Raw genomic sequence first — 23,703 nt, 5'->3', positions numbered from 1 at the left:
CCGGATAACGGAAACAGATCGGACGCGTTTAATTGCAAGGCCTCGTGCCTTGCATTTTTTTTGTGCAATCATCTGGTTAGCGCCGCAAGTTGCAAGGTTGCGTGACCTTACGTCACCAGACGTTCGGCGGCGAAAACGCGGCAGCATCCCAATCAGCATCCGATGCTCGATGTGGTCGAAAGGACTTGCCGGCTCTCTACTTCGCTGGGGTCTGGCCGAAATCCGGCACGATGTGCGGGATGTCGTTGAGGCTGTATCCCAGCCCGTGCGTCAGACCGTAGAAAATGCCCATCAGGATCGCCGTCGCGATGGTGGTGCGGATCACGGCACGCAACATATGCGGCCCGCGCGGCGCGCTCGGAACCGTGCCCAGCGTCACGTCGTGATCATCGTCCTGCGTCTTGACGCTGAACGGCAGAACGGCAAACAGCACCACCCACCAGGTCGCGAAAAACAGGGCGGTGAACGAGACCCAGCTCATGATTGCTCCAGTTCGATCAGCGTACCGAAGAAATCCTTCGGATGCAGGAACAACACCGGCTTGCCATGCGCACCGATCTTGGGATTGCCGTCGCCAAGCACGCGGGCGCCGGCGGCCTTGAGCTGGTCGCGCGCCGCCAGGATGTCGTCGACCTCGTAGCAGAGATGATGCATGCCGCCTGACGGGTTCTTTGCCAGGAATGCCGCGATCGGCGAGCCCTCGCCAAGCGGCTCAAGCAATTCGATCTTGGTGTTGCCGACATTGACGAACACCACGGTGACACCGTGCTCAGGCAAAGCCTGCGGCTCGGTCAGTTCGGCGCCGAGCGTGTTGCGGTAAGCTGCAATGGCGGCAGCCAGATCCGGCACCGCAAGCGCGACATGGTTCAGCCGTCCGAGCATGTCCGAGCTTTTTTCTCCCAGATCCAATGACTGGCGTCATACGTTAAATCAGCCGCGATCAACAGCCATTCGGGAAGCGCGCACTGTCGCACCTGTTCCAACCGATATCGGCGAAGTACAAACGGCAATGTCTGGAATCAGCTCTGCCCGCCCCCGTGTTTTTACCTTCGATCTCGGGTCGTTCAAAGTTGCCGCCTTGCTCGATGCCGTCGACATCAGGGACGAGCTCGCATCGGCCTTCGCGGCCGGACAGCCGCCGGCGGCGGTGCTCGAACTCGCGGCCTCGAACTTCATCGACCAGGATCGCTACGAGCATTGCTTCATCCCGACGCTGATCGACACCGGTTCCGAAAAGATCCTGTTTGACACAGGCTGCGGAGATGACGGCGGTTCACTCCCGGACTGCCTGCAAACCCTTGGGCTCGGCCCCGATGACATCGACGTGGTGGTCATCACGCACGGGCATCCGGACCACATTGGCGGGCTGGTCAGGAATGGCCAACCTGTCTTCAGCCGAGCGCGATACGTATTCGGCGCGGCCGAGTTCGCCTTTTGGACCGAAGGAAATGCGGTGCGCTCGGCAAGGTTGGCCAATCGTGATCTGTTCAGGCGGATTTGCACCGGCCTGGCCGACCACGCGACATTCATCGCGCCTGGAGACGAAGTGGTGCCGGGCATCACTGCCATCGACGCGGCCGGTCACTCTCCCGGGCTCTTGGCATTCCTGGTCGAAAGCAGCGGACAGCAATTGCTGATCTGGTCGGACGCTTTCCTGCACTATGTCGTGTCCATCCAGCGTCCGGAGTGGCATGCGGATTTCGACGACGACAAGGAAAAGGCGGTCGAAACCCGCAAGCGGCTGCTGAACATGGCTGCGGAGCGGCGCCTGCTCGTCGCCGGCCATCACATGCCGTTTCCGGGCCTGGGCCATGTCGGGCGGACAGGCGGGTCCTTTCGCTGGATTCCGGTCAGCTATCAGCTGAACGTCTGACCAGCCGCCGCCGCCTTCAGCGGGTGACGAAAACCGTCACCAGCGGTTTCTTGCCCCAGGCTTCGTTGGCCGCGCCGCGCACCGCGCGGCGCACCGCCTCCTGCACGAGGTCGAGGTCCTTGCGGCGCTGACGGGGGATCGACTCGACCGCGCCGACGGCCGCATCGATCATCAGGTCCTCGAGCGTCTCGCCTCGGGCATCGGCCTCGGCGACGCCGATTGCCACCAGATCGGGATCGCCGGCCAGCTCGTACTTCTCGTCGAGCACGACATTGACCGCGACATGACCGGCAAAGGACAATTTGCGCCGGTCGCGAATACCCATCGCCTGATCGCTGCCGATCAGATTGCCGTCCTTGTAGACGCGGCCGAACGGCACCTGGTCGATGATGGTGGCGGGACCTGGCGCGAGCCGCAGCATGTCGCCGTCGCGCACCTGCGCCACCTGGCCGATGCCAGAGGTCGACATCAGCGAACCCTGCGCCACCAGATGCGCGGCCTCGCCATGCACGGGAACGCCGATCTGCGGACGCACCCATTCGTACATCTTGCGCAGTTCACTGCGTCGCGGGTGGCCGGAGACGTGTACCAGTGCGTCGCCGTCCTCGATGATCTTGATGCCGAGATCGATCAGGCGGTTCTTGATTTCGAGGATCGCCTTCTCGTTGCCGGGAATGGTGCGCGAGGAAAACACCACCGTGTCGCCCGCCGTCAGCGACACCGATTTCATCTCCTCGCGCGACAGTTTCGCCAGCGCCGCCAGCGGCTCGCCCTGGCTGCCGGTGCAGATGATGACCAGGTTCTCGCGCGGGATGAAGCCGAAATCTTCCTCGGCGATGAACTCCGGCAGCCCGTCCATATAGCCAAGCTCGTCAGCCACATCGATGACGCGCTTCAGCGAGCGGCCGAGCACCAGGCACTGGCGGCCAGCATCGCGCGCTGCCCTGGCGATCGAGACGATACGTCCGACATTGGAGGAGAAGGTGGTGACGGCGACGCGGCCCTTGGCGGCCTGGATGACGCCTTTCAGGCCCTCGCCCACCGCCACTTCCGAAGGCGACTCGCCTTCACGCAGCGCATTGGTCGAATCGCAGATCAGCGCCAGCACGCCCTTGTCGCCATAGGCGCGGAACCGCGCCTCGTCGGTCTTGGGTCCAATCGTCGGTTCCGGATCGATCTTCCAGTCACCGGTATGGATGACGGTGCCGGCAGGCGACGTGATCGCCAGCGACATGGGTTCGGGAATCGAGTGCGCCACCGGAATGGCTTCGATCTCGAAGGGACCGACAGTGAACTTTTCGCCCGCCCGGTAGATCGTCAGCGGGATCTTCGGCGCGCCCTGCTCGCCCTGCCGCTTGGCTTCCAGCAGCCCGGCGCTGAACGGCGTCATCCAGACCGGCGCCTTCAGCTTCGGCCAGGTGTCGAGCAGCGCGCCGTAATGGTCCTCATGCGCGTGGGTGATGATGATGCCGCGCAGATTGGCGAGGTTCTCCTCGATGAAGCGCGTGTCGGGCAGGATCAGGTCGACGCCCGGATGCGCCGCGTCGGGAAAGGTGACGCCGACATCGATGACGATCCACTCGCGCGCGCTCGGCGGGCCGTAGCCGTAGAGGGCGAAGTTCATGCCGATCTCGCCGACACCGCCGAGCGGCACGAAGACGAGTTCGGCGTTGTCCGCTTTCGCCATGATTTTTCCCTTCGTGGCCCTCAGGCCAAGCCGTTAAAGCAATTCCGGCAAAGGTGTCTAACGGTTTTCAGTCCGGAATTGCCCAAAAAACAAAACTAAACCCGCGCGGAAGCGACCGCACCGAAATGAACATCGCCGGCGGCGACCGTCAGAACAGCCCCCTCATCGTCGCGGATCACGAAACGGCAGTCCTCGTCAATGGTCTCGAACACGCCACGCACCACATTACCGTCAATTCTGACAGCAACCTCGCCGCCAAGGCCCGCGGCACGGGCCAGCCAGCGCTTTCTGATCGCGGCAAGGCCTCGTCCTTCGTCCCAAAGGCGGGCATTCTCGCTCCAGGCATCCGACAGCGCCAGAAAAAGCGTCTCGGCATCGCAGGCAGCGCCCAATGCATGAAGCGATGTCGCGGGATAGGGCAAGTCCTGCGGGTGCGCCACCACATTGACGCCGATGCCGACCGCCACCGCGAAGCGGCCACCGTCGAGCATCGCCGACTCCAGCAGGATGCCGGCCAGCTTGGCCCCGGACGCCAGCACATCGTTCGGCCATTTCAGCTCGAAGCGGTTCTGTCCCTGGCTCGCGCCGTCGAGGCCTACCGAAATGCGGCCCTTCGGCACCGCCGCGTCGAGCGCGTCGGCCAGTGCCAGCCCGGCGACGAAACCGAGCGTCGCGGCAAGGCGCAGTTCACCGCCGGTGATGACAAGCAGCGTCGCCGCCAGATTGCCTTCCGGCGTTGCCCAGGCCCGGCCACGCCGGCCGCGCCCGCTTTCCTGCTTCTTGGAAACGACCCAGAGCTTGCCCGGGTCGCCGGCGCGGGCATGGTCCAGCGCCAGCGCGTTGGTCGAGCCGACACTGTCATGCGCCTCGAGCCGGAACCCTTCCGACGCCGAGGTTGGAGCCAGCCGAAATGCCATCCCGTCAGAAAAAAGTCTTGGCGGCGGCTTCGGCATAGGTGCCGATCGGCCCGCCGATCAGCACATAGAACAGCACGAAGGCGCCACTGACGCCGAGCACGACACGCAATTCGCTAGCCATCGGCACGAAGCCGCCGACAGGTTCATCGAACCACATGATCTTGATGATGCGCAGATAATAGTAGGCGCCCACCACCGAGGCCAGCACGCCGATGATCGCCAGCGCATAGAGATTGGCGTTGATGGCGGCGAGGAAGACGTACCACTTTCCCCAGAAGCCGGCGAGCGGCGGAATACCGGCCAGCGAGAACATCAGGATGGTCAGGATCGTCGCCATGACCGGGTTGGTCGACGCCAGGCCGGCGAGATCGCTGATCTGTTCGACATTGCCTTCCTTGCGCCGCATGGCGAGGATGAAGGCAAAGGTGCCGAGCGTCATCACCAGGTAGATCAGCATATAGATGGCGACGCCGCGCACGCCGGCCTGGCTGTTGGCGGCAAGGCCGACCAGCGCGTAGCCCATATGGCCGATCGAGGAATAGGCCATCAGCCGCTTGATGTTGGTCTGGCCGATGGCGGCGAAGGCGCCAAGCGCCATCGAGGCGATCGAGATGAAGACGATGATCTGCTGCCAGTCGGAAGCGATCGGCTTGAACGCACCCATGGTGACGCGCACAATCAGCGCCATCGCCGCCATCTTGGGCGCCGCCGCCAGGAAGGCCGTCACCGGGGTCGGCGCGCCCTCATAGACGTCCGGCGTCCACATGTGGAACGGCACCGCCGAGATCTTGAAAGCAAGCCCGGCCAGCACGAAGACGAGGCCGAAGACGAGGCCAAGCTGACGTTCGCCGCCGCCCAGCGCGGTGGCGATCTCCTGGAAGCCGGTGTTGCCGGTGTAACCGTAGACCAGGCTGATGCCGTAGAGCAGCATGCCCGAGGACAGCGCGCCGAGGACGAAATATTTCAGGCCGGCTTCGGTCGAACGCAGATTGTCGCGGTTGATCGCCGCCAGCACATAGATCGCCAGCGACTGCAGTTCGAGGCCGAGATAGAGCCCGATCATGCCGTTGGCCGAGATCATCAGCATCATGCCGAGCGTGCAAAGCAGGATCAGCACCGGATATTCGAACTTGTCGAAACGCTCCGCCTTGGCAAAGCGCATCGACATGATGAGCGTCACCGCCGAGCCGACCAGGGCCAGCACCTTCATGAAGCGGGCGAAGGAGTCCTGGATGAAGGCGTGGCCATAGGCGCTGCCCTGCCCTGCGTGGAAGATCAGCCAGGCGCCCGCGATCACCAGCACGGCCACGGCAAGGCCGGTCACCGTACTTGCGGTGTTGGAACGCGAATAGGCCCCGACCATCAGCAGCGCGAGCGCGCCGATGGCAAGGATCAGCTCGGGCGTCGAGAGCGACAGGCTGGAGAGAAGGTCCGGCGTCATGGTTCGCAAAACCCCTGGGTCAGTTCGCCGCCGCGGTCTGCGCGGCGCCGATGGATGCGGTGACATTGGTGACGAGCGACTTGACCGACTGGGCCGTCGCGTCGAAGACGGGTGCGGGATAGACGCCGAAGAAGATGACCAGCACGACCAGCGGATAGATGATCGCCTTCTCGCGGGTCGACAGGTCGAGCAGCCCCTTCAGGCTGTCCTTGGTCAGCGCGCCGAAAATCACCCGGCGATAGAGCCAGAGCGCATAGGCGGCCGACAGGATGACGCCGGTGGCGGCGAAGAACGCCACCCAGGTGTTGACGCGGAACACGCCGAGCATGGTCAGGAACTCGCCGACGAAGCCTGACGTGCCCGGCAAGCCGACATTGGCCATGGTGAAGACCATGAACACGGTGGCGTATTTCGGCATGTTGTTGACGAGGCCGCCATAGGCGGCGATCTCACGCGTGTGCATGCGGTCATAGATGACGCCGACGCAGAGGAACAGCGCGCCCGAGACCAGGCCGTGGCTGAGCATCTGGAAGATCGCGCCCTGCACGCCTTCCTGGTTCATGGCGAAGATGCCCATGGTGACGAAGCCCATATGGGCGACCGACGAATAGGCGATCAGCTTCTTCATGTCCTCCTGCATCAGCGCCACCAGCGAGGTGTAGATGATGGCGACGACCGACAGCGTGAACACCAGCGGCGCGAACATTTCGGACGCCAGCGGGAACATCGGCAAGGAGAAGCGCAGGAAGCCGTACCCGCCCATTTTCAAGAGAATGGCCGCCAGGATGACCGAACCGGCCGTCGGCGCCTCGACGTGTGCGTCGGGCAGCCAGGTGTGCACCGGCCACATCGGCATCTTCACCGCGAAGGAGGCGAAGAAGGCAAGCCACAGCCAGGTCTGCATGTTGGCCGGGAAGCTGTGCGTCAGGAGCGTCGGAATGTCGGTCGTGCCGGACTGGTAGAACATCGCCATAATGGCGAGCAGCATCAGCACCGAGCCGGCCAGCGTATAGAGGAAGAACTTGAACGAGGCGTAGACGCGCCGCTTGCCGCCCCACACACCGATGATGATGAACATCGGGATCAGGCCGGCCTCGAAGAAGACGTAGAACAGCACAATGTCCAGCGCGCAGAACACGCCGATCATCAGCGTTTCCAGCAGCAGGAAGGCGATCATGTACGCCTTGACGCGCTTCTCGATCGCTTCCCACGACGCCAGGATGCAAAGCGGCATCAGGAAGGTCGTCAGGATGACGAACAGCATGGAAATGCCGTCGACGCCCATATGGTAGGAAATGCCGGAGTCGAGCCAGGCCACCTTCTCAACGAACTGGAAGCCGGCCTGCGAATTGTCGAAGCCGGTCCAGATAAACAGCGAGATGATGAACGTGAATGTCGTGGTCAACAGCGCGATGGCGCGGATGTTGCGGCGTGCGTTTTCGCTGTCATCATTGATGAACAGGATCAGCAGCACACCAACCAACGGCAGGAAGGTGACCAGCGAGAGGATTGGCCAGGCGGTCATCAGAGCATCATCCAGGTGACGAGTGCGGCAACGCCGATCAGCATGGCGAAGGCATAGTGGTAGAGGTAGCCGGTCTGCAGCTTGACGACGCGGTTGGTGACGTCGACGACGCGCGCCGAAACGCCGTCAGGCCCCAGGCCATCGATGATGGTCCCGTCGCCGGTCTTCCACAGGAAGGAACCGAGGCGCTTGGCCGGCCGCACGAACAGGAAGTCGTAGAGTTCGTCGAAGTACCACTTGTTGAGCAGGAAGGCGTAGAGCCCGCGATGCCGCGCGGCGAGATCGACCGGCATTTCCGGCGAGCGGATGTAGAACTTCCAGGCCAATGCCAGGCCGATCAGCATGGCGATGAAGGGCGACAGCTCGACCCACAGCGGCAATTCGTGGATTTCGTGCAGGATATGGTTGTCCGCCAGGGTGAACAGCGACGCCTTCCAGAATTCGGCATAGCCCTCGCCGATGAAGGCGCCGTGGAAGATGATGCCTGCAAACAAAGCGCCGGCCGCCAGGATGAACAGCGGCACCAGCATCACCGGCGGCGATTCATGGACGTGATGCATCACCTCGTGGCTCGCCCGCGGCTCGCCGTGGAAGGTCATGAAGATCAGCCGCCAGGAATAGAAGGAGGTGAAGCCGGCGGCGATCACCAACAGCACGAAGGCCAGGCCCGCAACCGAATTGTGGCCGGCAAAGGCCGTCTCGATGATGGCGTCCTTGGAGAAGAAGCCGGCGGTGCCGATGACGGTCACCGGAATGCCGACGCCGGTCAGCGCCAGTGTGCCGATCACCATCATCCAGTAGGTGGTCGGGATCAGCTTCCTCAAGCCGCCCATCTTGCGCATGTCCTGCTCGTCGGAGACGGCATGGATGACCGAGCCCGAGCCGAGGAACAGCAGCGCCTTGAAGAAGGCATGCGTGAACAGGTGGAAGATCGCAGCGCCATAGGCGCCGACGCCGAGCGCCACGAACATGTAGCCGAGCTGAGAGCAGGTCGAATAGGCAATGACGCGCTTGATGTCGTTCTGGACGAGACCGACGGTCGCGGCGAAGAATGCGGTGAAGGCGCCGATGAAGGTCACCACCGTCAGCGCCGAATGCGACAGCTCAAACAGCGGCGACAGCCGCGCCAGCATGAACACGCCGGCCGTCACCATGGTGGCGGCATGGATGAGTGCCGACACCGGGGTCGGGCCCTCCATGGCGTCGGGCAGCCAGGTGTGCAGCGGCACCTGCGCCGACTTGCCCATGGCGCCCATGAACAAGAGCAGGCAGACGACGGTCATCGCCGACTGCTTGTCGAGCGCATGGCCGAGGAAGGTGAGCGCGGCGGCACCCTGTGGCGCGCCTTCAGCGGGAATGAACGTCGCCGCATTGGCGAAGATGGTGCCGAGATTGACCGAGCCGAACAGCACGAAGAGGCCGAAAATGCCGAGCGCGAAACCGAAATCGCCGACGCGGTTTACGACGAAGGCCTTTATTGCCGCGGCGTTGGCCGATGGCTTCTTGTACCAGAAGCCGATCAGCAGGTAGGACGCGAGGCCCACCCCTTCCCAGCCGAAGAACATCTGCACGAGGTTGTCTGCCGTCACCAGCATCAGCATGGCGAAGGTGAACAGCGACAGATAGGCGAAGAAGCGCGGCCGGTTGGGATCGTGATGCATGTAGCCGATCGAATAGATGTGAACCAGCGCCGACACTGTGTTGACCACCACCAGCATCACCACCGTCAGCGTGTCGATCCGCAGCGCCCAGGAGACGTCCAGCCCGCCGGACTGAATCCAGTGCAGCACCGGCACGGTGAACACCTCGCCATGGCCGAAGCCGACGCTGAAGAAGGCGACCCATGACAGCACGGCCGCGATCACCAGGAAGCCGGAGGTGATGTATTCGGATGCCTTGGCACCGAGCGCGTTGCCGAACAGGCCGACGATCAGGAAGCCGAGCAGTGGAAGGAAGACGATCGCTTGATACATAGTCGCCCCGTCAACCCTTCATGGTGTTCACGTCTTCGACCGCGATCGAGCCACGATTGCGGAAGAAGACGACGAGAATGGCAAGTCCGATGGCGGCTTCAGCCGCAGCGACCGTCAGCACGAACAGCGCGAACACCTGGCCGACCAGATCGCCGAGCGCCGCCGAGAAGGCGACGAAGTTGATGTTGACCGCGAGCAGGATCAATTCGACCGACATCAGGATGACGATGATGTTGCGGCGGTTGAGGAAGATGCCGAACACGCCGAGCGTGAACAGAACGGCCGATACGGTCAGATAATGTGCGATGCCGACGACCATCTCAGACTCCTTCGCCCGACTTGACCTTGCGAATTTCCATGCCGGTCGCCGCGGTGCGGCCGACCTGGGCGGCGATCGACTGCCGCTTGACCCCTTCCTTGTGGCGCAGCGTCAGGACGATGGCGCCGATCATGGCAACCAGCAGGATGAGGCCCGAAATCTGGAAGTAGTAGAGGTAGTCGGTATAGAGGATGTCGCCGAGCGCTGCCGTGTTCGAGCGCGCGGCGAGATCCGGGATGGGCTTTGCGACCGTCGCGGCGAGCTTCGGGGCGAACGTGTAGCCGCCCAGCACGACGATCAGCTCCGCCGCCAGGATCAGCCCGACCAGCGCGCCGATCGGCGCGTATTGCAGGGCTCCCTCCTTCATCTCGGCGAAGTCGACGTCGAGCATCATGACGACGAACAGGAACAGCACCATGACCGCCCCGACATAGACGACGAGCAGGATCATCGCCAGGAACTCGGCGCCGGTCAGCATGAACAGGCCGGCGGCGTTGAAGAAGGTCAGGATCAGGAACAGCACCGAATGCACGGGGTTGCGCGACGAAATGACCATGAACGCCGATGCCACCGCGACAAAGGCGAAGAGGTAGAAAAAGGCCGCCTCTAGTCCACTCAGCATTGGGGATCCCCCGGGTTCCTGTCCAAACAGGACACTCGCCCTGTTCGTTGTCTCTGGCTTCGTCGTACCGAAGCCGCGTTGTCCTATCGCATGTTCCGATCGGGTTGAAATGCCCGATCGAAAGAAACATGCGACACTTTTGTCTTCCGGAGGATGATCTTGTCCGAAAAGTCTGCAACTTTTCGGGATCATCCTCTAGACGAGGCCCTTCGCCCCGTCCATGCGTCAAATATCAGCGGTAGGGCGAGTCCAGCGAGATGTTGCGCGCCAGTTCGCGCTCCCACCGGTCGCCATTCGCCAGCAGCCTGTCCTTGTCGTAGTAGAGTTCCTCGCGCGTCTCCGTCGCGAACTCGAAATTCGGCCCCTCGACGATGGCGTCGACCGGGCAGGCTTCCTGACAGAAGCCGCAATAGATGCACTTCACCATGTCGATGTCGTAACGCACCGTGCGGCGCGTGCCGTCATTGCGGCGCGGGCCGGCTTCGATGGTGATGGCCTGCGCCGGGCAGATCGCCTCGCACAATTTACAGGCGATGCAGCGCTCCTCGCCATTGGGATAGCGGCGCAGCGCGTGCTCGCCCCGGAAGCGCGGGCTGACCGGCCCCTTCTCGTGCGGATAGTTGATCGTCTCCTTCGGCGCGAAGAACTGGCGCATCGACAGGAAGAAAGCGCTGACGAAATCCTGCAGCAGCAGCGATTTTGCGGCCTGGGACAAAGCGGACATCACGCAAACCCCGTGATCTTGAGGAAGGCCGCGGTGGCGACGACCATGAACAGCGAGATCGGCAGGAACACTTTCCAGCCCAGCCGCATCAGCTGGTCGTAGCGGTAGCGCGGCACGAAGGCCTTCACCATGGAGATGCCGAAGAACACGAAGCAGACCTTCAGCACGAACCAGATGACGCCGGGCACCCAGGTGAAGGGCGCGAAGTCGAAGGGCGGCAGCCAGCCGCCGAGGAACAGGATGGTGGCCAGCGCGCACATCAAGACGATCGCGACATACTCGCCGAGGAAGAACAGCAAGAACGGCGTCGACGAATATTCGACCATGTGGCCGGCGACCAGTTCCGATTCGGCTTCGACCAGATCGAAGGGTGGCCGGTTCGTCTCGGCCAGCGCCGAGATGAAGAAGATGATGAACATCGGGAACAGGGCCAGCCAGTTCCAGTCGAGGAACGTGTTGGGCAGGCCGAGCCGTGTGCCAATTCCGTCATGCTGCGACAGCACGATATCGCTGAGGTTGAGCGAGCCGGCGGTGAGCAGCACGGTGACGATGACGAAGCCGATCGAGACTTCATAGGATACCATCTGCGCGGCCGAACGCAGCGCGCCGAGGAACGGATATTTCGAGTTGGACGCCCAGCCGCCCATGATCACGCCATAAACCTCCAGCGAGGAGATGGCGAAGACATACAGGATGCCGACATTGACGTTGGCGATCGCCCAGCCTTGGCTGACCGGAATGACCGCCCAGGCCGAGATCGCCAGCACGGCCGAGACCAGCGGCGCCAGCAGGAAGACGCCCTTGTTGGCGCCGGACGGGATGACCGGTTCCTTGAAGACAAACTTCAACAGGTCGGCGAAGGCCTGCAGCGTGCCCCAGGGGCCGACGACGTTCGGGCCCCGGCGAAGCTGCACGGCCGCCCAGATCTTGCGGTCGGCGTAGAGGATATAGGCGACGAAGATCAGCAGCACGACGATCAGCACGACCGACTTCAGAAGGATCAGCAGCGCCGGCAGCACGTAGAAGGAGAAGAAGGTGTCCATGCTTATTCCGCCGCCTGCTTGAAGCCGCTCTTGGCCAGTGCCGAGCATTCCGCCATCACGGCCGATGCCCGCGCGATCGGGTTGGTCAGATAGAAATCCTTGACCGGCGAGGTGAAGGTGCCCTTGTTCAGCCGCCCGCCGAGCTTCGCCACGCTGGCGATATCCTCGGCGTTGCCGGCCGCGACTTGGTCGATGCGGGCCAGATGCGGGTATTCGCCATAGAGCTTGGCACGCAGTTGCGGCAGCGAGTCGAACGGCAGTTTCTTGCCCAGCACGTCGGACAGCGCCCGCAATATGGCCCAATCCTCGCGCGCATCGCCCGGCGCGAAGCCGGCGCGGTTGGTCTGCTGCACACGTCCCTCTGTGTTGACGTAGGTGCCGGACTTTTCGGTATAGGCCGCCGCCGGCAGGATGACGTTGGCGCGGTGCGCGCCGGCGTCGCCATGCGTGCCGACATAGACGACAAAGGCGCCGCCGGTCTTGCTCATGTCGATCTCGTCGGCACCGAGCAGGAACAACACATCCGTCTCGCCCAGCATGCCGGCAACGTTCTTGCCACCCTCGCCCGGCACGAAGCCGAGGTCGAGGCCGCCGACGCGCGCCGCCGCATTGTGCAGCACGGCAAAGCCGTTCCAGTCGGCGCGAGCAGCATTCACGGCAGCGGCGAGCCTGGCCGCCTGGCCGAGCACGGCCGCACCGTCGGCGCGCGCCAGCGCGCCCTGGCCGACGATGATCAGGGGATGCGTCGCCTTCTTCAGCGTCTGGAAGAACTTGCCGTTGCCGTCCGCCAGATCCTTGAGCGAGTCCGGCCCGGCGCCCAGTTGTTCGTAGTCATAGCGCGTGTCGCCGACATCGCCGATGACGCCGACCGGCAGATTGCCGAGGCGCCAGCGCTTGCGGATGCGGGCATTGAGCACAGAGGCCTCGAAGCGCGGATTGGCTCCGATGATCAGCACCGCGTCGGCCTGCTCGATGCCTTCGATGGTCGGGTTGAAGATATAGCTGGCGCGTCCGAGCGCCGGATCGAGCGCGGCGCCGTCCTGGCGGCAATCGGTGTTCTTCGAACCGAGCGAAGCCATCAGGAGCTTCAACGCAAAGATTTCCTCGACCGCCGCGAGATCGCCTGCGATCGCGCCGATCTTCTCAGGCGTCGTCTTCGACACCGCGTCCTTGATAGATGCGAACGCTTCGGCCCAGCTCGCCGGAACCAGCTTGCCGTCCTTGCGCACATAGGGGCGGTCGAGGCGCTGCGTGCGCAGGCCGTCCCAGATGAAGCGGGTCTTGTCGGAAATCCATTCCTCGTTCACGGCCTCGTTGACGCGCGGCAGGATGCGCATCACTTCCCGGCCACGGCTATCGACGCGGATCGCCGAGCCGACGGCATCCATGACGTCGATGGATTCGGTCTTGGTCAGCTCCCACGGCCGCGCCTGGAAGGCGAAGGGCTTGGAGGTCAGCGCGCCGACCGGGCAGAGATCGATGACATTGCCCTGCAGCTCCGAGGTCATCGCCTGTTCGAGATAGGTGGTGATCTCGGCATCCTCGCCACGGCCGATCAGGCCAAGTTCGGAAATGCCGGCAACCTCGGTGGTGAAGCGGACGCAGCGCGTGCAGTGGATGCAGCGGTTCATCACCGTCTTGACCAGCGGGCCGATATACTTGTCTTCGACCGCGCGCTTGTTCTCGTGATAGCGCGAGGAATCGACGCCGAAGGCCATCGCCTGGTCCTGCAGGTCGCACTCGCCGCCCTGATCGCAGATCGGGCAATCCAGCGGGTGGTTGATCAGCAGGAATTCCATCACGCCTTCCCGGGCCTTCTTGACCATCGGCGTGTTGGTGAAGATTTCCGGCGGCTCGCCGTTGGGGCCGGGGCGCAGGTCGCGCACGCCCATGGCGCAGGAGGCCTGCGGCTTGGGCGGCCCACCCTTCACCTCGATCAGGCACATGCGGCAGTTGCCGGCGATCGACAGCCGCTCGTGGAAGCAGAAGCGCGGCACTTCCGCGCCCGCGTCTTCCGCCGCCTGCAGCAGCGTGTAGTGGTCGGGTACAGTGATTTCTTTCCCGTCGACCTTGAGCTTTGCCATTCGTCTCAAACCCCTGCGGATTTCCCGCAATCTCATTTCCCGGGCGCGGCAGGAGCAGCGCCCGACATTTCGTTTACTTCTTGGCGGCCAACGCCGCGGCCTGGGCAGTCCAGTCGTCACGGCCGATACGGCCGTTGAACGAGAGATAATCGTCGACCCAGGCGATCTCCTGCGGCGACCATGCGGCGATCTGGGCGTAGGTCCAGATACCCAGGCCGTTCAGCACCTTTTCCAGCTTCGGACCGACGCCCGATATCGCCTTGAGGTCGGACGGTTTCGCCGGCTTCTCCATGGCCTTGGGCTGCCTGAAATCTTCCGGCAGCAGCACATCGGAGGTCTCACCCGCTGCCGGACCGGCATTCGCGGTCGGCACGATGGTCGCGGCTTCCCTGGCTGCGATATCGGTGACCTCCTGGGCGAAGGACTGCGCCTCGGCAATCATGGTCTTCGCCGTCGCCCGCGCCCTGGCGGACGACGAATTCGCGCCCTCGAATTGCTCGACGCGTGCCTCGAAATCCTCGATCAACGGCTGCATGAGCCGATGTGATGCCTCGGCGGCTCCCGAAAGCGCCCCCATCCAGACGCCGAAGGCATGATTGGCGAGCCCCATGCCAAGCGCCGACATCGCCACTGCACCCGCGACAGGGTGCGCGAAAAGGTTGACGGCGCTGGCCATCTCCTTCGGCATCATCCTTGTCAGGTCCTGGTTCATCTTCTCGATCTGGTCCAAATTGGGCATCAATGAGTAGGGTGTCGAATACGGCGCCATAGAGTTCTCCTGGTCGTTTCTTCGTTCGCCCCGCCCCGTTTTCTTCCCGAGTTCAAAAAGTTTCTTTTTATTCCGCCGCCACCATCACCGGTTCGGCCCGGTGCGCGTTGCGCGAAAACTCGTCGATGCGCCGCTCCACCTCGCCACGGAAATGCCGCATCAGGCCCTGGATCGGCCAGGCCGCGGCATCGCCCAGCGCGCAGATCGTGTGGCCCTCGACCTGCTTGGTGACGTCGAGCAGCATGTCGATCTCGCGCTTCTGCGCCTCGCCGCGCACCAGCCGCTCCATCACCCGCCACATCCAGCCTGTGCCCTCGCGGCATGGCGTGCACTGGCCGCAGCTCTCGTGCTTGTAGAAGTAGGACAACCGCGCGATCGCCTTCACGACATCGGTCGACTTGTCCATGACGATGACGGCCGCCGTGCCGAGGCCGGATTTGAGGTCGCGCAGCGCGTCGAAATCCATCGGCGTGTCGATGATCTGCTCGGCCGGCACCAGCGGCACCGAGGCGCCGCCCGGAATGACCGCAAGCAGATTGTCCCAGCCGCCGCGGATGCCGCCGCAATGCGTCTCGATCAACTCGCGGAACGGGATCGACATCGCCTCTTCGACGGTGCACGGATTGTTGACGTGGCCGGAGACGCAGAACAGCTTGGTGCCGACATTGTTGGGCCGGCCGAAGGACGAGAACCACGCTGCCCCGCGGCGCAGGATGGTCGGCGCCACGGCAATCGATTCGACATTGTTGACCGTGGTCGGGCAGCCATAGAGGCCGACATTGGCCGGGAATGGCGGCTTCAGCCGGGGCTGGCCCTTCTTGCCTTCGAGGCTTTCCAGCAGCGCGGTTTCCTCGCCGCAGATATAGGCGCCGGCGCCGTGATGCATGTAGATTTCGAAATCGTAGCCCGACGTGTTGTTCTTGCCGATCAGCTTGGCCTCGTAGGCCTCTTCGATCGCCCGCTGCAGCGCCTCGCGCTCGCGGATGAACTCGCCGCGCACATAGATATAGGCGGCAATCGCGCCCATGGCGAAGCCGGCCAGAAACGCGCCCTCGACCAGCGTGTGCGGATCGTTGCGCAGGATGTCGCGGTCCTTGCAGGTGCCGGGCTCGGACTCGTCGGCGTTGATGACGAGATAGCTCGGCCGGCCGTCGCTCTGCTTGGGCATGAACGACCATTTGAGGCCCGTCGGGAAGCCGGCGCCACCACGGCCGCGCAGGCCCGACGCCTTCATCTCGTTGACGATCCACTCACGCCCCTTGGCGACGATGCCGGGCGTGTTGTCCCAGGCGCCGCGTGCCATGGCGCCGGCCAGCGACTTGTCGAAGAGGCCGTAGATGTTGGTGAAGATGCGGTCTTTGTCCTGAAGCATTTTTCGTCCCTCAGACCGGCTTCTTGCCGAAGACGCGGATGTATTCGGCGACGCCGCCCTTGGCGAGCACCTTGGCTTGGGCAACCCAGTTGTCGCGGTCGATGCGGCCCTGGAAGGAGAGATAGCCATCGACCCATCCGCGCTCGGCCTTCTTCCACGACGCGACTTGCGCGAAGGTGAAGATGCCAAGCGTATGCAGGATGCCCTCGATCTTCGGGCCGACGCCGGAGATCAGCTTGAGATCGTCGACCGCGGCCGGCCTGTCGATACCGGCCGGACGGTTCTTGTCCTCCAGCGACGGCTTTGCCGGCTTCGCGGCTGGCACCTTGGCTTCCGGCGCCTTGAAGGCCGATGCCGGTTCGGCCTTGGCCGTCGGCCCATTGCGCTGCTTGGAAACCTTCTCGACCTCAGGCGCTGCCGTATTCGCGTTGGCCGCCGAATGCAGCGGCGCCGAAACGCTCGCCGCCTTTTCCGCCGCCGGCGCCACCTTGGTCTTTGAAGGCGTCTTCAGCGCCGGGCTGGTCTCGGGCGCATCGGTTTTCGGCTTGCTGGCATTGGACGGCGCGACAGGGGGCGTGGGAGCTACAGCCGCGGGGGCCGGCACGGCCGTCGCGATGATCGCGCCGGGCGCTGCCTTGGCGGCCTTGGCTGCTTCCCGGGCTTCGCGGTCGCGGGTCGATTTGAGGATCGCCTTTTCGCTCTTCAGCGTGGTGAGGCCGGAGGCCGGCTCCGAGCCGCTGCGGCCGTTCTGCGGTCCCGGCGCCACCGAGGCGCCCTTGCCGGCATCATAGAGATCGATGATTTCGGCCAGTCGTTCCGGCGTCAGATCCTCGAACGTATCCTTGAACACCATGACCATCGGCGCGTTGACGCAGGTGCCGAGGCACTCGACCTCCTCCCACGACAAGGTGCCCTTGTCGTTGGTGTGGAACTGGTCGTGATGGATTTTCGAGCGGCACACATCCATCAGCGCTTCCGAACCGCGCAGCATGCAGGGCGTGGTGCCGCAAACCTGGATGTGCGCGCGGGTGCCGACGGGATTCAACTGGTACTGCGTGTAGAAGGTCGCGACCTCGAGCCCGCGGATGCGCGGCATGCCGAGCATGTCCGAAATCGTCTCGATCGCCGCCTTGGTGACCCAGCCTTCCTGCTCCTGCGCTATCATCAGAAGCGGGATGATCGCCGACTGTTCGCGCCCCTTCGGATATTTCTTGATCCACTGCTTGGCCGCCGCCGCATTCGCCTTGTTGAAGGCGAAGGACGCTGGCTGGACGCTGGCTTCTGCGAGACGGCGGACTGACATTTAGCGATCGACCTCACCAAACACGATGTCGAGGGAGCCAAGAACGGCGGTGACGTCGGCTAGCATGTGGCCGCGGCACAGGAAATCCATGGCTTGCAGATGCGCGAAACCGGGGGCGCGCAGCTTGCAGCGGTACGGCTTGTTGGTGCCGTCGGAGACCAGATAGACGCCGAACTCGCCCTTCGGCGCCTCGACGGCCGCATAGACCTCGCCGGCCGGCACGCGATAGCCCTCGGTGTAGAGCTTGAAGTGGTGGATCAGCGCTTCCATCGAACGCTTCATCGCCTGGCGCTTGGGCGGCACCACCTTGCCGTCGAGGTTCGATACCGGGCCGGTGCTTTCCTTGCCGAGCAGAAGATCGACGCACTGGCGCATGATCCGCGCCGACTGGCGCATTTCTTCCATGCGCACGAGATAACGGTCGAAGCAGTCGCCATTCTTGCCGATCGGGATGTCGAAATCCATCTCGGAATAGCATTCATAGGGCTGCGACTTGCGCAGATCCCACGGCGAGCCCGAGCCGCGCACCATGACGCCCGAAAAGCCCCAGGCCCAGGCATCGGCCAGCGAAACGATGCCGATATCGACATTGCGCTGCTTGAAGATGCGATTGCCGGTGAGCAGCTTGTCGAGATCGTCGAGCGATTTCAGGAACGGGTCGATCCATTTGCCGATGTCCTCGACCAGCTGCCGCGGCAGGTCCTGGTGGACGCCGCCAGGCCGGAAGTAGGCCGCATGCATGCGCGAACCTGAAGCCCGCTCATAGAACACCATCAGCTTTTCGCGCTCGACGAAGCCCCACAGCGGCGGCGTCAGCGCACCGACGTCCATCGCCTGCGTCGTCACATTGAGGATGTGCGACATGATGCGGCCGATCTCGCAATAGAGCACGCGGATCAGTTGGCCGCGCCTCGGCACCTCGATGCCGAGCAGGCGCTCGGCGGCAAGCGCGAAGGCATGTTCCTGGTTCATCGGCGCGCAATAGTCGAGCCGGTCGAGATAAGGCACCGCCTGCAGATAGGTCTTGGCCTCGATCAGCTTCTCCGTGCCGCGATGCAGCAGGCCGATATGCGGATCGACGCGATCGACGACTTCGCCGTCGAGCTCAAGGACCAACCTCAATACACCATGCGCCGCAGGGTGTTGAGGTCCAAAGTTGATGTTGAAATTGCGGACGGAGGTTTCAGCCATTCTGGCGCCTCAATTCGTCTTGGCTTTTTCGTCCCCGGGCAGCACGTAATCGGTGCCTTCCCAAGGGGAAAGAAAATCAAAATTGCGGAATTCCTGCTTGAGCTCGACCGGCTCGTAGATGACGCGCTTGGCTTCGTCGTCGTAGCGCACTTCGACGAAACCGGTCAGCGGGAAATCCTTGCGCAGCGGATGGCCTTCGAACCCGTAATCGGTCAGCAGGCGGCGCAGGTCCGGATGGCCCGAGAACAGCACGCCATAGAGATCGTAGGTCTCCCGCTCGAACCAGTCGGCGCCGGGATAGACGCCGGTGACCGACGGCACCATCGTCTCCTCGTCGGCCTGCACCTTGATGCGGATGCGGACATTCTGCTTCGGCGAAAGCAGGTGATAGACGACGTCGAAGCGCTTGGCCCGCGACGGATAGTCGGCGCCGCAGACATCGATGATCGAAATGAACTGGCAGCGCGCATCGTCGCGCAGGAAGGTCATTACCTCGATCAGGTTTTGCGGCTCGACGTGAACGGTAAGCTCGCCGTAAGCGAGCACAGCGTCGCCGAAGCGGCCAGGCAGCTTCTCGCCGAGATAGGTCGACAGTTCGCTAAGGGATGCGGCCATGGATTTACCGTTCGATCGTGCCGGTGCGGCGGATCTTCTTCTGCAACAGAAGAATGCCGTAGAGCAGGGCTTCGGCGCTCGGCGGGCAGCCGGGCACATATATGTCGACCGGCACGACCCGGTCGCAGCCGCGCACCACCGAATAGGAATAGTGGTAATAGCCGCCGCCATTGGCGCAGGAGCCCATCGAGATGACGTAGCGCGGCTCCGGCATCTGGTCGTAGACCTTGCGCAGCGCCGGCGCCATCTTGTTGGTCAGCGTGCCGGCCACGATCATGATGTCGGACTGGCGCGGAGACGCGCGCGGCGCGACACCGAAGCGCTCCGAATCGTAACGCGGCATCGAGGTGTGGATCATCTCGACCGCGCAGCACGCCAAACCGAAGGTCATGAACATCAGCGAGCCGCTGCGCGCCCAGGTGATCAGCGCCTCGGTCGAGGTGACCAGAAAACCCTTGTCTGCAAGCTCATTGTTGATTTCGAGGAAGAAGGGATCGTCCTCCCCCACCGGCCTGCCGGTGTTGGGATCGATGATGCCCTTGGGCTTTGGCGCGACGAGGGTGCCTGAACTGTCGTTCAATCCCATTCCAGCGCTCCTTTTTTCCATTCATAGGCAAAGCCGATGGTCAGCACCGCCAAAAACACCATCATCGACCAGAAGCCGAGCATGCCGATCTTCGAGAAGGACACTGCCCAGGGAAACAGGAAGGCCACTTCGAGGTCGAAGATGATGAACAGGATCGACACCAGGTAGAAACGAATGTCGAACTTCATGCGGGCATCGTCGAACGAGTTGAAACCGCACTCGTAGGCGGACAGCTTTTCGGGATCGGGGTTGCGGTAGGCCACCAGGAACGGTGCGACCAGCAGCGCCAGGCCGACCACCAGCGCCACGCCGATGAACAGGACGATGGGCAGGTACGAACTGAGGAGTGCGTTCATGCAGCGGCTTTCCGTTGGCGCCAATCCACGTTGATTACAGCACCGGACCTTAATGCGGAAGCGTGACAGTTTAACCGCTGAACCGTTTTAAGGAGCCTATGCTGCAACGCGGCGAGGGTTAGCGCAGCACTTCCAGCGAAGCAAGTCAAACCTTGTTCAAAACAACGAGCTGGACGGCATTCCGGGAGAAACTGGTCTCATAGGCTCCTGTTTGATTTCCTTCTCTTTTTACTCCACTTTTCTCTCCTGACAGGGTTGCCGCCAAAACCCTGCTAGCATGGGCTGGAATCACCCATCACATCTTTGTCAAAGCACCCTCAGAGTGACGCCTGCATGAAGGAAAAGATCTCGCTAGCCGCCGCCCGGCGCATCGCGCTCGCCGCTCAGGGATTTCTCGATCCCCGCCCCGCCGGCATGCCCGACCGCCGCCATTTCGCCCGCGTTCTGTCCCGCACCGGCCTGTTGCAGATCGATTCCGTCAGTGCGGTGGTGCGTGCCCACTATATGCCGCTCTATTCGCGTCTGGGTCCCTATCCCGTCGCCTTGCTCGACAACGCCGCCGTGACGCGTAAGCGCACGGTGTTCGAATATTGGGCGCACGAGGCTTCATTCCTGCCGGTCGAGACGTACCCGCTGATGCGCTGGCGCATGCAGCGCGCCGAGCAAGGCGATGAAATGTATCTGGGGCTGGCCAAATGGGGCCGTGAGCACGCTGCCTATATAGAAGAGATCTACCGCCAGGTCGTCGATCGTGGCCCGATCGCCGCTTCGGCGCTGGAAGGCCAGAAAGGCTCCGGCGGCTGGTGGGGTTGGAGCCACGCCAAGCACGCCTTCGAATGGCTGTTCTGGGCCGGCCGCATCACCACGGCGCACCGGCGCGGTTTCGAGCGCTTCTATGACCTGCCGGAGCGGGTGCTGCCGCAAGCGATCCTCGACCTGCCGGTACCGGCGCCCCCGGACGCGCACCGCGAACTGCTGCGCATTTCCGCCCGCGCCCACGGCATCGCCACATCAGGCGACCTGCGCGACTATTTCCGGCTCTCCCCCGCCGACATGAAAGGCCGGCTCGAGGAACTGGTCGAACTCGGCGAGTTGTTGCCGGTCCGTGTCGAGGGGTGGGACAAGCCAGCTTACCTTCACAGGGATGCGCGTTTGCCACGCAAGATCGAGGCCCGCGCCCTGCTGGCGCCGTTCGATCCCGTCGTCTTCGAGCGCTCGCGCTCGGAGCGGCTGTTCGATTTTCACTATCGCATCGAAATCTACACCCCGGCCGAGAAGCGCCAATACGGCTACTATGTCCTGCCCTTCCTGCTTGGCGACAGGATCGTGGCGCGCGTCGACCTCAAAGCCGACCGGCCGGCCAGTGTCCTGCGCGTCCATGCCGCCTATGCCGAGCCCGGCGCGCCGCCTGAAACCGCCGCTGAACTTTTCGAGGAATTGAAGCAGATGCAGGGCTGGCTTGGGCTTGAACGCATCGAAGTGACGCCTGCCGGCGACCTCGGCCCGGCGCTGTCCGACATCGCGGTGTCGTAAGCTCGCGTTGACACCGCTGCCCGCAAGAGCCTAAATCCGATCCAGACGGTCTCCTCTCGGCAAAGGGAGGAGCCAAGAGGGAATGCGGTGCGGGCCGAAAAGCCCAAATCCGCGGCTGTCCCCGCAACTGTAAGCGAAGAGCCAAGGCCGAAAGCCACTGGGATTGTCCCGGGAAGGCGGCTACCCAAGGCGATGACCCGCGAGCCAGGAGACCTGCCGTCTGGAATGCAAGAATCCGATCGCCCGGCGGGTTTTCCGGGCAAGGAGCCTGATTTGGATCGCGACAGCAGTTTCTCGGCTGAAACAACGGACATTTCGTCCGGCGGGGATGATCCCCTGGCCGGCATCACTGTCATCGTCTGCGCCTCCTGTCGCGACGAGACCGGTTCCGACGCCCATCCCCGGGCCGGCGAACTTCTGGCTGAAGATACCCGCCAAGCCGCCTCGGGCGAGCAAATTCGCATCCGCACGGTCGAATGCCTCGGCAATTGCAAGCGCAGGCTGAGCGCCGCGATCCTGCGCGACGGATGCTGGAGCTATGTGTTCGGCGACCTGACCACAACCAGCGGCGCCGATCTCGTCGCCGGCGCGAAACTCTTCGCCACCTCGACCGACGGCGTCATTCCCTGGCGCGGCCGGCCCGATAGCCTCAAGCGCGGCCTCGTTGCCCGCATCCCTCCTCTCGACATGCTGAAGGACTTGATATGACCGCTCCAAATTCGGCCGGCAATCTCTCCCGCGTTCCCTGCACCGTCGTTACCGGCTTCCTCGGCGCCGGCAAGACGACGCTGGTCCGCCATCTCCTGGAAAATGCCGGCGGCAAGCGGATTGCCATCATCGTCAACGAATTCGGCGATATCGGCATCGACGGCGAAATCCTCAAGGGCTGCGGTATCGACACCTGCCCCGAGGAAAACATCGTCGAACTGGCCAATGGCTGCATCTGCTGCACCGTCGCCGACGATTTCGTGCCAGCGCTCGACCAGATCCTGTCGCTGACGCCGAAGGTCGACCACATCCTGATCGAAACCTCCGGTCTCGCCCTCCCCAAACCTCTGGTCCAGGCGTTCCAGTGGCCGACGGTGAAAAGCCGCGTCACCGTCGATGGCGTCATCGCCGTGGTCGACGGTCCCGCACTTGCGGAAGGCCGCGTCGCCAACGACATGGAAGCCCTGCAGGCGCAACGCGCCGGGGACGAAAGCCTCGACCATGACGATCCGGTCGAAGAGGTGTTCGAGGACCAGATCGCCTGCGCCGACCTGATCATCCTGTCGAAGAGCGACCTGATGGACGCCGAGGGCGCGGCCCGCGCCAACGCCATCGTCAACGAACACTCCGCCCGCGCCGTGAAGATCGTGCCGACGTCGCATGGCAAGGTCGATCCCTCGGTGCTGCTCGGGCTTGGTCTTGCCGTCGAGGACGACATCGAGAACCGCAAGTCCCATCACGACGGCGCATTCGACCACGAGCATGACGACTTCGACACGTTCATCGTCGACATTCCCTCGATCGCCAATCCCGACGATCTGGCAAAACGTGTCGCAGAGGCCGCCGAACAGGAAAACGTGCTGCGTGTAAAAGGCTTCGTCGAGGTCGGCGGCAAGCCGATGCGGCTCCTGCTGCAGGCCGTCGGCCCACGGGTCAATCATTACTATGACCGTGCCTGGAGCGCCGAGGACGACCGCCGCTCGCGCCTGGTCGTCATTGGTCTCAAGGGGCTGAACCGTCCGGCGATCGAACGTATCCTCGCCGGCTGATTAGACACGGACC

Annotated in this window: 23 protein-coding genes and 1 riboswitch; of the genes, 4 read left to right on the top strand and 19 right to left on the bottom strand. The window is 63.4% G+C overall.

Features of this window, described 5'->3' with window-relative positions; translation table 11 throughout:
- Positions 1-196 precede the first annotated feature (196 nt).
- Together EN850_RS23915 and mce are read right to left on the bottom strand one after the other, a co-directional pair.
- Positions 197-481 (bottom strand): DUF1467 family protein, encoded by a 285-nt coding sequence (locus tag EN850_RS23915; protein WP_127276486.1) that lies wholly within the window; start codon positions 479-481, stop codon positions 197-199.
- Entirely contained in the window at positions 478-882 is a 405-nt protein-coding gene (mce, locus tag EN850_RS23910; protein ID WP_136092397.1) for a methylmalonyl-CoA epimerase, read from the bottom strand. The genes EN850_RS23915 and mce overlap by 4 nt, the downstream gene beginning before the upstream one ends.
- On the opposite strand from mce, the gene EN850_RS23905 reads away from it, so the two are divergent.
- The gene (locus EN850_RS23905; protein WP_246689266.1) at positions 881-1,873 is read left to right on the top strand and encodes an MBL fold metallo-hydrolase; all 993 of its coding nucleotides are present in this window, start codon (positions 881-883) and stop codon (positions 1,871-1,873) included. The two genes, mce and EN850_RS23905, sit on opposite strands and share 2 nt — an antisense overlap.
- A 16-nt stretch (positions 1,874-1,889) precedes the next feature.
- Here the strand turns inward: EN850_RS23905 and EN850_RS23900 are convergent, their stop codons facing one another.
- The 17 genes from EN850_RS23900 to EN850_RS23820 form a co-directional block, all read right to left on the bottom strand.
- Complete coding sequence (locus EN850_RS23900; RefSeq protein ID WP_135866590.1) at positions 1,890-3,560, bottom strand: ribonuclease J; 1,671 nt, start codon at positions 3,558-3,560, stop codon at positions 1,890-1,892.
- Between the two features lie 95 nt (positions 3,561-3,655).
- A complete protein-coding gene (locus EN850_RS23895) occupies positions 3,656-4,477 on the bottom strand; it encodes a biotin--[acetyl-CoA-carboxylase] ligase (protein ID WP_136092396.1) in 822 nt (273 codons plus the stop codon).
- Positions 4,478-4,481: 4 nt separating this feature from the next.
- Positions 4,482-5,918: an NADH-quinone oxidoreductase subunit NuoN gene (gene nuoN / locus EN850_RS23890; RefSeq protein WP_135866586.1), complete on the bottom strand. Its 1,437-nt coding sequence runs from the start codon at positions 5,916-5,918 to the stop codon at positions 4,482-4,484.
- 19 nt (positions 5,919-5,937) lie between these two features.
- Complete coding sequence (locus EN850_RS23885; RefSeq protein WP_127276496.1) at positions 5,938-7,443, bottom strand: NADH-quinone oxidoreductase subunit M; 1,506 nt, start codon at positions 7,441-7,443, stop codon at positions 5,938-5,940.
- On the bottom strand, positions 7,443-9,416 hold the full coding sequence (gene nuoL, locus EN850_RS23880) for an NADH-quinone oxidoreductase subunit L (RefSeq protein WP_136092395.1): 1,974 nt from the start codon (positions 9,414-9,416) through the stop codon (positions 7,443-7,445). Before nuoL ends, EN850_RS23885 begins: the two co-directional genes overlap by 1 nt.
- Before the next feature lie 10 nt (positions 9,417-9,426).
- On the bottom strand, positions 9,427-9,735 hold the full coding sequence (gene nuoK, locus EN850_RS23875; protein WP_127276500.1) for an NADH-quinone oxidoreductase subunit NuoK: 309 nt from the start codon (positions 9,733-9,735) through the stop codon (positions 9,427-9,429).
- 1 nt (position 9,736) lies between these two features.
- Complete coding sequence (locus EN850_RS23870) at positions 9,737-10,357, bottom strand: NADH-quinone oxidoreductase subunit J (RefSeq protein WP_127276502.1); 621 nt, start codon at positions 10,355-10,357, stop codon at positions 9,737-9,739.
- A 232-nt stretch (positions 10,358-10,589) separates the two neighbouring features.
- Positions 10,590-11,081, bottom strand: coding sequence for an NADH-quinone oxidoreductase subunit NuoI (gene nuoI / locus EN850_RS23865; protein WP_023763316.1), 492 nt, complete (start codon positions 11,079-11,081; stop codon positions 10,590-10,592).
- Positions 11,081-12,124, bottom strand: a complete 1,044-nt coding sequence (gene nuoH, locus EN850_RS23860) for an NADH-quinone oxidoreductase subunit NuoH (protein ID WP_135866582.1) — start codon at positions 12,122-12,124, stop codon at positions 11,081-11,083. Before nuoH ends, nuoI begins: the two co-directional genes overlap by 1 nt.
- 2 nt (positions 12,125-12,126) lie before the next feature.
- Positions 12,127-14,208 (bottom strand): NADH-quinone oxidoreductase subunit NuoG, encoded by a 2,082-nt coding sequence (gene nuoG / locus EN850_RS23855; protein WP_135915672.1) that lies wholly within the window; start codon positions 14,206-14,208, stop codon positions 12,127-12,129.
- A gap of 73 nt (positions 14,209-14,281) precedes the next feature.
- Positions 14,282-14,977 (bottom strand): NADH-ubiquinone dehydrogenase, encoded by a 696-nt coding sequence (locus EN850_RS23850; RefSeq protein WP_136092394.1) that lies wholly within the window; start codon positions 14,975-14,977, stop codon positions 14,282-14,284.
- A gap of 67 nt (positions 14,978-15,044) precedes the next feature.
- Positions 15,045-16,349, bottom strand: a complete 1,305-nt coding sequence (gene nuoF / locus EN850_RS23845) for an NADH-quinone oxidoreductase subunit NuoF (protein WP_015317342.1) — start codon at positions 16,347-16,349, stop codon at positions 15,045-15,047.
- Between the two features lie 10 nt (positions 16,350-16,359).
- A complete protein-coding gene (locus EN850_RS23840; RefSeq protein ID WP_136092393.1) occupies positions 16,360-17,652 on the bottom strand; it encodes an NADH-quinone oxidoreductase subunit E in 1,293 nt (430 codons plus the stop codon).
- Positions 17,653-18,843 (bottom strand): NADH-quinone oxidoreductase subunit D, encoded by a 1,191-nt coding sequence (locus EN850_RS23835; RefSeq protein ID WP_127871586.1) that lies wholly within the window; start codon positions 18,841-18,843, stop codon positions 17,653-17,655. It lies immediately after the preceding gene.
- Between the two features lie 9 nt (positions 18,844-18,852).
- Complete coding sequence (locus EN850_RS23830) at positions 18,853-19,458, bottom strand: NADH-quinone oxidoreductase subunit C (protein ID WP_136092392.1); 606 nt, start codon at positions 19,456-19,458, stop codon at positions 18,853-18,855.
- 4 nt (positions 19,459-19,462) lie between these two features.
- A complete protein-coding gene (locus tag EN850_RS23825) occupies positions 19,463-20,044 on the bottom strand; it encodes an NADH-quinone oxidoreductase subunit B (protein ID WP_015317338.1) in 582 nt (193 codons plus the stop codon).
- Positions 20,035-20,400, bottom strand: a complete 366-nt coding sequence (locus tag EN850_RS23820; RefSeq protein ID WP_006335683.1) for an NADH-quinone oxidoreductase subunit A — start codon at positions 20,398-20,400, stop codon at positions 20,035-20,037. Before EN850_RS23820 ends, EN850_RS23825 begins: the two co-directional genes overlap by 10 nt.
- A 333-nt stretch (positions 20,401-20,733) precedes the next feature.
- Between EN850_RS23820 and EN850_RS23815 the strand changes: the two genes are divergently transcribed.
- From EN850_RS23815 to cobW, 3 genes are all read left to right on the top strand, one after another.
- On the top strand, positions 20,734-21,933 hold the full coding sequence (locus tag EN850_RS23815; protein ID WP_136092391.1) for a winged helix-turn-helix domain-containing protein: 1,200 nt from the start codon (positions 20,734-20,736) through the stop codon (positions 21,931-21,933).
- Between the two features lie 29 nt (positions 21,934-21,962).
- A riboswitch (cobalamin riboswitch) is annotated at positions 21,963-22,169 on the top strand.
- 37 nt (positions 22,170-22,206) lie between these two features.
- Positions 22,207-22,641: a DUF1636 family protein gene (locus EN850_RS23810; protein ID WP_136092390.1), complete on the top strand. Its 435-nt coding sequence runs from the start codon at positions 22,207-22,209 to the stop codon at positions 22,639-22,641.
- Entirely contained in the window at positions 22,638-23,690 is a 1,053-nt protein-coding gene (cobW, locus tag EN850_RS23805; RefSeq protein WP_136092389.1) for a cobalamin biosynthesis protein CobW, read from the top strand. The genes EN850_RS23810 and cobW overlap by 4 nt, the downstream gene beginning before the upstream one ends.
- Positions 23,691-23,703 lie beyond the last annotated feature (13 nt).

Source organism: Mesorhizobium sp. M8A.F.Ca.ET.207.01.1.1, from assembly GCF_004794715.1.
Classification (GTDB): domain Bacteria; phylum Pseudomonadota; class Alphaproteobacteria; order Rhizobiales; family Rhizobiaceae; genus Mesorhizobium.
Note: the sequence above shows the minus strand (reverse complement) of the source record. Positions and strands in the feature narration are given on the sequence as shown.

Bases quoted from the DNA above. Each gene is read 5' to 3' on its own strand.
- EN850_RS23885 (WP_127276496.1), bottom strand. From the start codon at position 7,443: ATGACCGCCTGGCCAATCCTCTCGCTGGTCACCTTCCTGCCGTTGGTT.
- EN850_RS23850 (WP_136092394.1), bottom strand. From the start codon at position 14,977: ATGGCGCCGTATTCGACACCCTACTCATTGATGCCCAATTTGGACCAG.
- cobW (WP_136092389.1), top strand. From the start codon at position 22,638: ATGACCGCTCCAAATTCGGCCGGCAATCTCTCCCGCGTTCCCTGCACC.
- nuoK (WP_127276500.1), bottom strand. From the start codon at position 9,735: ATGGTCGTCGGCATCGCACATTATCTGACCGTATCGGCCGTTCTGTTC.
- nuoN (WP_135866586.1), bottom strand. From the start codon at position 5,918: ATGACGCCGGACCTTCTCTCCAGCCTGTCGCTCTCGACGCCCGAGCTG.
- EN850_RS23905 (WP_246689266.1), top strand. From the start codon at position 881: ATGTCCGAGCTTTTTTCTCCCAGATCCAATGACTGGCGTCATACGTTA.
- mce (WP_136092397.1), bottom strand. From the start codon at position 882: ATGCTCGGACGGCTGAACCATGTCGCGCTTGCGGTGCCGGATCTGGCT.
- nuoG (WP_135915672.1), bottom strand. From the start codon at position 14,208: ATGGCAAAGCTCAAGGTCGACGGGAAAGAAATCACTGTACCCGACCAC.
- EN850_RS23915 (WP_127276486.1), bottom strand. From the start codon at position 481: ATGAGCTGGGTCTCGTTCACCGCCCTGTTTTTCGCGACCTGGTGGGTG.
- nuoF (WP_015317342.1), bottom strand. From the start codon at position 16,349: ATGCTTCAGGACAAAGACCGCATCTTCACCAACATCTACGGCCTCTTC.
- nuoL (WP_136092395.1), bottom strand. From the start codon at position 9,416: ATGTATCAAGCGATCGTCTTCCTTCCACTGCTCGGCTTCCTGATCGTC.
- EN850_RS23900 (WP_135866590.1), bottom strand. From the start codon at position 3,560: ATGGCGAAAGCGGACAACGCCGAACTCGTCTTCGTGCCGCTCGGCGGT.
- nuoI (WP_023763316.1), bottom strand. From the start codon at position 11,081: ATGTCCGCTTTGTCCCAGGCCGCAAAATCGCTGCTGCTGCAGGATTTC.
- EN850_RS23895 (WP_136092396.1), bottom strand. From the start codon at position 4,477: ATGGCATTTCGGCTGGCTCCAACCTCGGCGTCGGAAGGGTTCCGGCTC.
- nuoH (WP_135866582.1), bottom strand. From the start codon at position 12,124: ATGGACACCTTCTTCTCCTTCTACGTGCTGCCGGCGCTGCTGATCCTT.
- EN850_RS23825 (WP_015317338.1), bottom strand. From the start codon at position 20,044: ATGGGATTGAACGACAGTTCAGGCACCCTCGTCGCGCCAAAGCCCAAG.
- EN850_RS23840 (WP_136092393.1), bottom strand. From the start codon at position 17,652: ATGTCAGTCCGCCGTCTCGCAGAAGCCAGCGTCCAGCCAGCGTCCTTC.
- EN850_RS23830 (WP_136092392.1), bottom strand. From the start codon at position 19,458: ATGGCCGCATCCCTTAGCGAACTGTCGACCTATCTCGGCGAGAAGCTG.
- EN850_RS23820 (WP_006335683.1), bottom strand. From the start codon at position 20,400: ATGAACGCACTCCTCAGTTCGTACCTGCCCATCGTCCTGTTCATCGGC.
- EN850_RS23870 (WP_127276502.1), bottom strand. From the start codon at position 10,357: ATGCTGAGTGGACTAGAGGCGGCCTTTTTCTACCTCTTCGCCTTTGTC.
- EN850_RS23815 (WP_136092391.1), top strand. From the start codon at position 20,734: ATGAAGGAAAAGATCTCGCTAGCCGCCGCCCGGCGCATCGCGCTCGCC.
- EN850_RS23835 (WP_127871586.1), bottom strand. From the start codon at position 18,843: ATGGCTGAAACCTCCGTCCGCAATTTCAACATCAACTTTGGACCTCAA.